This window comes from Cellulomonas sp. EB106-03-03-XG116 (genome assembly GCF_058792015.1).
In genome coordinates, this window is the sequence record NZ_JBYTEP010000098.1 from 1 (window position 1) to 6409 (window position 6409).

6 protein-coding genes are annotated in these 6409 nt (G+C 78.1%); 2 read left to right on the forward strand and 4 right to left on the reverse strand.

The window, feature by feature from the left end:
* Positions 1–49: 49 nt before the first annotated feature.
* The 3 genes from AC3WUG_RS19120 to AC3WUG_RS19130 all read right to left on the reverse strand — a co-directional run bounded on the left by AC3WUG_RS19120 (position 50) and on the right by AC3WUG_RS19130 (position 2999).
* On the reverse strand, positions 50–1543 hold the full coding sequence (locus tag AC3WUG_RS19120) for a hypothetical protein (protein ID WP_492329120.1): 1494 nt from the start codon (positions 1541–1543) through the stop codon (positions 50–52).
* Between the two features lie 114 nt (positions 1544–1657).
* Entirely contained in the window at positions 1658–2263 is a 606-nt protein-coding gene (locus tag AC3WUG_RS19125; protein WP_492329121.1) for an RNA polymerase sigma factor, read from the reverse strand.
* A gap of 106 nt (positions 2264–2369) precedes the next feature.
* Complete coding sequence (locus AC3WUG_RS19130; protein WP_492329122.1) at positions 2370–2999, reverse strand: nucleotidyltransferase family protein; 630 nt, start codon at positions 2997–2999, stop codon at positions 2370–2372.
* Positions 3000–3058: 59 nt separating this feature from the next.
* Here AC3WUG_RS19130 and AC3WUG_RS19135 point away from each other — a divergent pair, with 59 nt between their 5' ends.
* A complete protein-coding gene (locus AC3WUG_RS19135; protein WP_492329123.1) occupies positions 3059–3838 on the forward strand; it encodes an endonuclease/exonuclease/phosphatase family protein in 780 nt (259 codons plus the stop codon).
* Positions 3839–3944: 106 nt separating this feature from the next.
* Here the strand turns inward: AC3WUG_RS19135 and AC3WUG_RS19140 are convergent, their stop codons facing one another.
* Complete coding sequence (locus AC3WUG_RS19140; protein WP_239198962.1) at positions 3945–4391, reverse strand: ATP-binding protein; 447 nt, start codon at positions 4389–4391, stop codon at positions 3945–3947.
* Between the two features lie 180 nt (positions 4392–4571).
* Between AC3WUG_RS19140 and AC3WUG_RS19145 the strand changes: the two genes are divergently transcribed.
* Positions 4572–6104: a DHA2 family efflux MFS transporter permease subunit gene (locus AC3WUG_RS19145; RefSeq protein ID WP_492329124.1), complete on the forward strand. Its 1533-nt coding sequence runs from the start codon at positions 4572–4574 to the stop codon at positions 6102–6104.
* Positions 6105–6409 lie beyond the last annotated feature (305 nt).

Here is a 6409-nt window from a genome sequence, read left to right on the forward strand (position 1 = left end):
CCCCCCCCCCCCCCCCCCCCCCCCCCTCCCCCCCCCCCCCCGTCGCCGGTCACCCGGCGAGATCGAGCGAGCCCTCGTCGACGGCGATGACGCTCCAGGTGGAGCCGTCGTCGTCGGAGAGCTCGTAGGCCGGCACCAGCAGGGCCACGCCGTCCGTGCCGGATACCTGGGTCACGCCGAGCCGGGCCCCGGTGATCGTGACCTGCTGCACCGACCACGGGATCGCCGCGCCGGGGGTGGCGGTCGGCGGCACCGTCGGGTCGGCGGAGGCCGCGGCGGACGAGTCGCCCGCGGCGGCGCCGTCGGTGGCCTCGGCGCGGGCCAGCGGCATGACGCCGCCGGAGCCGGAGCCGAACCGCGGGTCGTTCAGCCGCTCCACCGCGGTCGCCGCACCGACGACCGGGTACTCCCCGAGGTCGACGAGCGGGGCCAGCGACCCGTAGAGCGACTGCACCCCGTCGGCGACGAGCGTCACCGACCAGGTCAGGCCGGTCTGCTGCCCGTCGAGCACCTGGTACGCCGTCACCGACGACGAGCGGGCGTCGCCCGTGTCGACGACCTCGTACTGGAAGCCCTCCGGGTCGACGCCGAGCGAGCCGAGCAGGTCGCGGACGGCCGAGGTCGCGGCGTCACCCGCCGGCGCGGGGCCGCCCGCCGGCTCGCACGAGGGGCCGACGACGGTCGGCAGCGCCGGGTCGACGAGCGACGGGTCCAGCACCCCGGGTTCCGGGGACGACTCGCCGGCGGCCGGGCCCTCGGACGCCGCCCCGGCGGAGCCGTCCGACGTCGCGCCGCCGTCCGGCTGGTCCGGCGCCGACGCGGTGCAGGACCACGGGTCGCGCGTCGGGTCGAAGTAGCTGACCCCGGCGGTGCCGTCGGGCTGCAGCGACACGGTGGGGCCGGAGCCGTCCTGCGGGCCGACCGTCCACGCGCCGTACTGCTGCACGGGGTCGCCGGCCACGCCCAGGACGCCCGCGACGCGCGCCGCGGTCTCCGCGGAGAACACCGACGCCGCGTCGAAGGCCCACGCGTGGCCGGAGCCGGCGTCGTCGGCGAGACCCGAGGCGGTGAACACCGCCCGGCCGCCGAACCACGGCGCGATCCGCATGTCCGCCGTGGAGGCCGCGCCCGACATCGCCGTCGCCGCCTCGGGGCCGGCTCCCTGCAGGGTGATGGGCGCCTCGGCCGTGATCGCGTCCCCGTCGCCGCCGGTCGCGCCGACGGCGTAGCCGCCCGCGCCCGCGACCACGGCGGCCGCCGCGGCCACGGCGGCGACCTGGAGCCACCGCGAGCGGCGGCGCGGGGCGAGCAGGACGACGGTGTCGCCGTCGGGGGCGGGTGCGGCGTCGGGGGCGGGCGAGCCGTCGGGGCCGGCGGCCGGCGCGTCGGCGGCGGTGCGGCGGGCGACCTCGGCCCGCAGCGCCGCCGTGTCCGGCCGGGCGTCGGCGGCCGGGTCGGCGGCGCGCAGGCGCGCGAGGGCCTCGTCGTCCGCGCCGCCGGGGGTGCCGGCCGGCTCCGGGTGCTGGTCGCGGTGCTCGTCCACGGTGGTCTCCTCGGGTCCGTGCGCCCTCCGCCGGTGCGGCGCGGGGCGCGTCCACCCCCTCTGTGTCACCGGCCCGCCGGGCCTTGCACGCGGAGCGCCGGGGACGGGCGGCGGTCAGTCCGCCGCCCACGCCTCCCGCAGCCGCGCGCGGGCGCGGGACAGGGCGGCGTCCGCGCCACCGCGGGACACCCCGAGCACGAGCGCGAGGTCCTCGCCGGACAGCCCCTCCCAGGCGGTCAGCAGCAGCACCTGCCGGTCGCGCGCGCTGAGCCGGGCGAGCGCCTCGCGCACCCGCTCGTCGCGCACGGCCAGGACCGCGGGGTCGTCCGGGTCGGGCTCGTCGGGGACCGTCTCCACCGGCACCGGGCGGCCCTTGCGGCGGTGGTTGGCGAGCACGAAGCCCGCGGTCCGGTAGAGCCAGGGCAGCTCGAGGCCGTCGGGCACCTCCGCGCGCCGGCGCCAGGCGACCGTCAGCACGTCGGCCGCCAGGTCCTCGGCGTCGTCCGCCGCACCGCGGCGCAGCAGGTACCGGTGCACGGCGGTCGCGTGCCGGGCGAACAGGTCCTCGAACCAGGGCTCGTCCCGCGGCCCGGCGGGGGCGTCGGCGGAGGGCGCGGGCGCGTCCGACCCGGCGACGTCGTCCGTCCCGGGGTCGTCCGTCCCGGGGTCGTCCGTCCCGGCGTCGTCCGTCCCGGCGACCGGCTGCTGAGCGCTGTGCACGCGTTCCCCTCGCGTCGGTGGCGAGGCGCGCGCGTCGGCGCGCGCCTGTGCCACCACTGTGTCGCGTCGGGACCAGTTCTTGCACCCCTCGTCACGACGGGTGGGGTCAGAGGTCCGCGGGGCCCACCGGCGAGACGCCGAGCTCGTGCACCAGCAGCAGGAACGCGCGCCCGTACGGCGTCCCCGCGGTCTCCGCCCGCACCCGCTCCCAGTCGATCTGCTCGCGCAGCGCCCGGACCATCGCGATCATCCGCGTGAAGTCGCAGTAGTGCTCCCCGAGCACCCGCATCTTCGCCGAGATGATGTCCGTGGCGTCGAGCACCGGCATCCGGACCGCCAGCACCTCCATCACGTCCGAGCGCGCGAGCATCTCGTGCGTGATCGGCTCGCCGACCATGCGGAACAGGATGTCGACGAGCGCGCCGTGGTGGAACGCCTTGAACAGCCAGTTCTCGGGCGGGTCCTGCACGTCCAGGCCGGCGGCGGCGAGCGCGGCCCGGGCCTCCGGCACGTCCTCCTCCGAGATGGCGAAGTCGGCGTCGTGGTCGGGCTCCGGCGCGCCCCGGGCCCAGGCGGCGTACCCGCCGACCAGGGCGAACGGGATCCCCGCCTCCTCGAGCGCGACGGCCGCCATCCGGAGGGCGTCCTGCAGCGCGGTGCGCGGGTCGGGCGGGTCCGCGGCGCCGGGGCCCACCCCGGCACCCACGGCTGCGGCGGTCGCGGCGTCGGACGTCATGCCCCCGGAGTCTGCACGACGACGCGCGCGTCCGCAGAGCGACGGGAAGAATCGCGGACGTGCGACTCGCGACCTTCAACATCCTGCACGGGCGGAGCCTGACCGACGGCAAGGTGGACCTGGACCGGTTCGCCTCGGCCGTGCGGGGGCTCGACGCCGACGTCCTGGCCCTCCAGGAGGTCGACCGCGACCAGCCGCGGTCGCACGGCGCCGACCTGACGGCCGTCGCGGCGGAGGCGATGGGCGCGCAGGCGCACCGGTTCGTCGCGACGCTGCACGGCCACCCCGGCACCTGGACCGCTGCCACGGGCGAGGACCAGCCGGCGATCGCCGCCTACGGCATCGCGCTGCTCAGCCGGCACCCCGTCAGCGCGTGGCGGGTGCTCACGCTGCCGACGCTGCGCCGCCGGGTGCCGATGGTGCACCGGGGGAACCGGCGGCCGTCGCTGGTGCAGGACGAGCAGCGCGCCGCGCTCGCGGCGGTCGTCGAGACCCCGGACGGCCCGATCACCGTCGTCGCGACCCACCTGACGTTCATCACCGCCTGGAACGTGGTCCAGCTGCGGCACCTCGTGCGGGCGTGCCGGGGCCTGCCGAGGCCGCTGGCCGTCACGGGGGACCTCAACCTCGAGGGCGCGACGCCCGCGCGGGTGTCCGGGTGGCGCTCCGTCGGGCGGGTGGACACCTTCCCCGTCGAGGTCCCGGACCGGCAGATCGACCACGTGCTCCTCGACGGCCCGGTCGTGCCGTCGAGCGAGCCCGTCGCGGTCGACACGGGCATGTCGGACCACCGCGCGCTGGTCGTGGACCTGGCGCTCGGCGGGGGCCGCGCGGGCTGACCCGGGCGGGCGGGGCCGGACGGACCGGCTGACCCGGACGGGCGGGGCCGGACGGGTGGGGCCGGACGAACCGCAGGGATCGGACCGGCCCGGGAGGCGCCGGGGGTCAGTCGGCCTCGGGGTCGACGAGGAACCAGACGGTCTTGCCGTCCGCGCCGTGCTCGTCGACGCCCCACGTGCGGGACAGCGCCTCGACGAGCGCCATGCCGCGGCCGCTGACCGCGGTCGGCGCGGGGTGCTGCACCTGCGGGCGCGCGGGGCTCTCGTCCGTCACCGCGACGCGGACGCCGCGGTGGTCGATCCGCACCGCCACGCGGACGCGCCCGTGCTCGGGCCCGTGCACGACGGCGTTCGCCACCACCTCACCGGTCAGCAGCTCGATCACCTGGTTCGCCGACCCCGACACACCCGAGGCGGCCACCCGGTGCATGATCCAGTGCCGCGCCGCGCGCGGGGCCGACCGACGGGCGTCCAGGACCAGCTCGTCGTGCTCCGCGCGCGCGTCAGCACGCCGCGCACCCGGCGCCGAACGAAGGTCCCTGACGTCACCCACCCGCCTACTGTGCCTGACGCGGCGCGTGTCCGCTGACCGAACGACACGCCGGGTAGGGGTCACCCACCCCTCGCAGGGGTGCCCGGCGGGGGTCCGCGGTCGTACTGTCGCAGGGCACGACGGGGCGCCCGACGGGTCTTCCGGGGGCGGCACCGACGGCCCGAGCCGCAGGGAGGTCCCGTGCCCGCCGACGCCCCCGACCGAGCGCCCGCGGGCCTGGTGCTGTCCTCCCCCGCGGGACGGGGGACGCTGCTCGCGACGGTCCTCGGGTCCGCCCTCGTCTTCCTCGACGGCACGGTCGTCGGGATCGCCCTGCCCGCCATCGCCGACGACCTGGGCGCCACGACCGCCGGGCTGCAGTGGACGGTGAACGGCTACGCGCTCACCCTCGCGGCGCTCCTGCTGCTCGGCGGGTCGCTGGGCGACCGGTTCGGCCGGCGGCGGGTGTTCCTCGTCGGCACCGTCGCGTTCGCCGCCGCCTCGGTGCTGTGCGCCCTCGCCCCCACCGTCGGGCTGCTCGTCGCGGCGCGCGCACTGCAGGGCGTCGGCGGCGCGCTGCTCACGCCGGGGTCGCTGGCGATCCTCCAGGCCACGTTCGTGGCCGGCGACCGGGCCAAGGCCATCGGCGCGTGGTCCGGGCTGAGCGGTGCCGCCGGTGCGGTGGCGCCCTTCCTGGGCGGCTGGATCGTCGAGCAGGTCGGCTGGCGCTGGGTGTTCGGGATCAACATCCCGCTCGCGGCGCTGGTGGTCGTCGTCGCCGTGCGGTTCGTCCCCGAGTCCGCGGACCCCGAGGCGTCCGGCCGGCTCGACGTCCTGGGCACCGTCCTCGCGGGGATCGGGCTCGGCGCGCTGACGTGGTCGCTCACGGCGTGGTCCGAGGCGGGGGCCCCGACCGGCCCGGTGCTGGCCGTGGGCGCCGCGGGGGTGCTGGCCCTGGCCGCGTTCCTCGTCGCCGAGGCGCGCTCGGACCACCCGGCGCTGCCGCTGCGGCTGTTCCGCTGGCGGCCGTTCGCCGCGGTGAACCTCGCCACGCTGCTCGTCTACGCGGCGCTGACGGGCATCTTCTTCTTCCTCCCGGTGACGCTGCAGGTCGTCACCGGCTGGTCGCCGCTCGCCGCCGGGATCGCGTCCCTGCCGGTCACGCTCCTGATGCTGCTGCTGTCGGCGCAGGGCGGGGCGCTGGGCGCCCGGATCGGGCCGCGGATCCCGATGACCGTCGGGCCGCTGCTCGCCGGCGCCGGGGCCGTGCTGCTCGGCGGCATCGGACCAGACGCGCACTACCTGCTCGACGTGCTGCCCGGGGTCCTGCTGGTCGGCGTGGGCCTGGTGCTCACCGTCGCGCCGCTGACGGCCACCGCGCTCGCCGCGGCGCCCGACCACCTCGCCGGCGTGGCGTCCGCGACCAACAACGCCGTCGCACGCGTCGCCGGGCTGCTCGCCGTCGCGGTGCTGCCCCTGGTGGCGGGGGTCGGCGCCGGGCTGTCCGACCCGGACGTCCTCGCCGACGCGCACCCCGTGGCGATGCTGGCGTGCGCCGGGCTCATGGCGGCAGGGGCGGTGGTGTCGGCGATCGCGATCCCGGGGTCCGCGGCGGAGGTGACGCCGCCGGAGGCGGTGGGGTCGGCGGGGGCGGCAGGGTCGGCGGGGGCGGCGGGGTCGCCGGACGTGCCGCCGGGACCGCCCTCGGGACCGCGGGGCGACGCCCGCGGCTGACCACTCGGGGGGCGGCGGGCTCCGGCACGGCTCGCCGCGCTATCGCCGAGTCCTCCACAGGCGCCATGGTCATGCTGCGTCCCCAGGGCGAGGGCGGCCGCCGGGGTTCGCGTCGGTGGGCGTCGGTAGTGTCGTTCCATGGCATCTGACCTGCAGGAACACTCCGACGGCGACCCGGTCGCCGCCGTCGTGCTGCCGGTCTACGGGCCCGACGGGACCTGCCTGACGGACTTCGGCCCGGACCCCGTCGTGGCCGCCGGCGGGACACCGCGCACGGGCGAGCAGCGGCAGGTCGAGGCGATCGC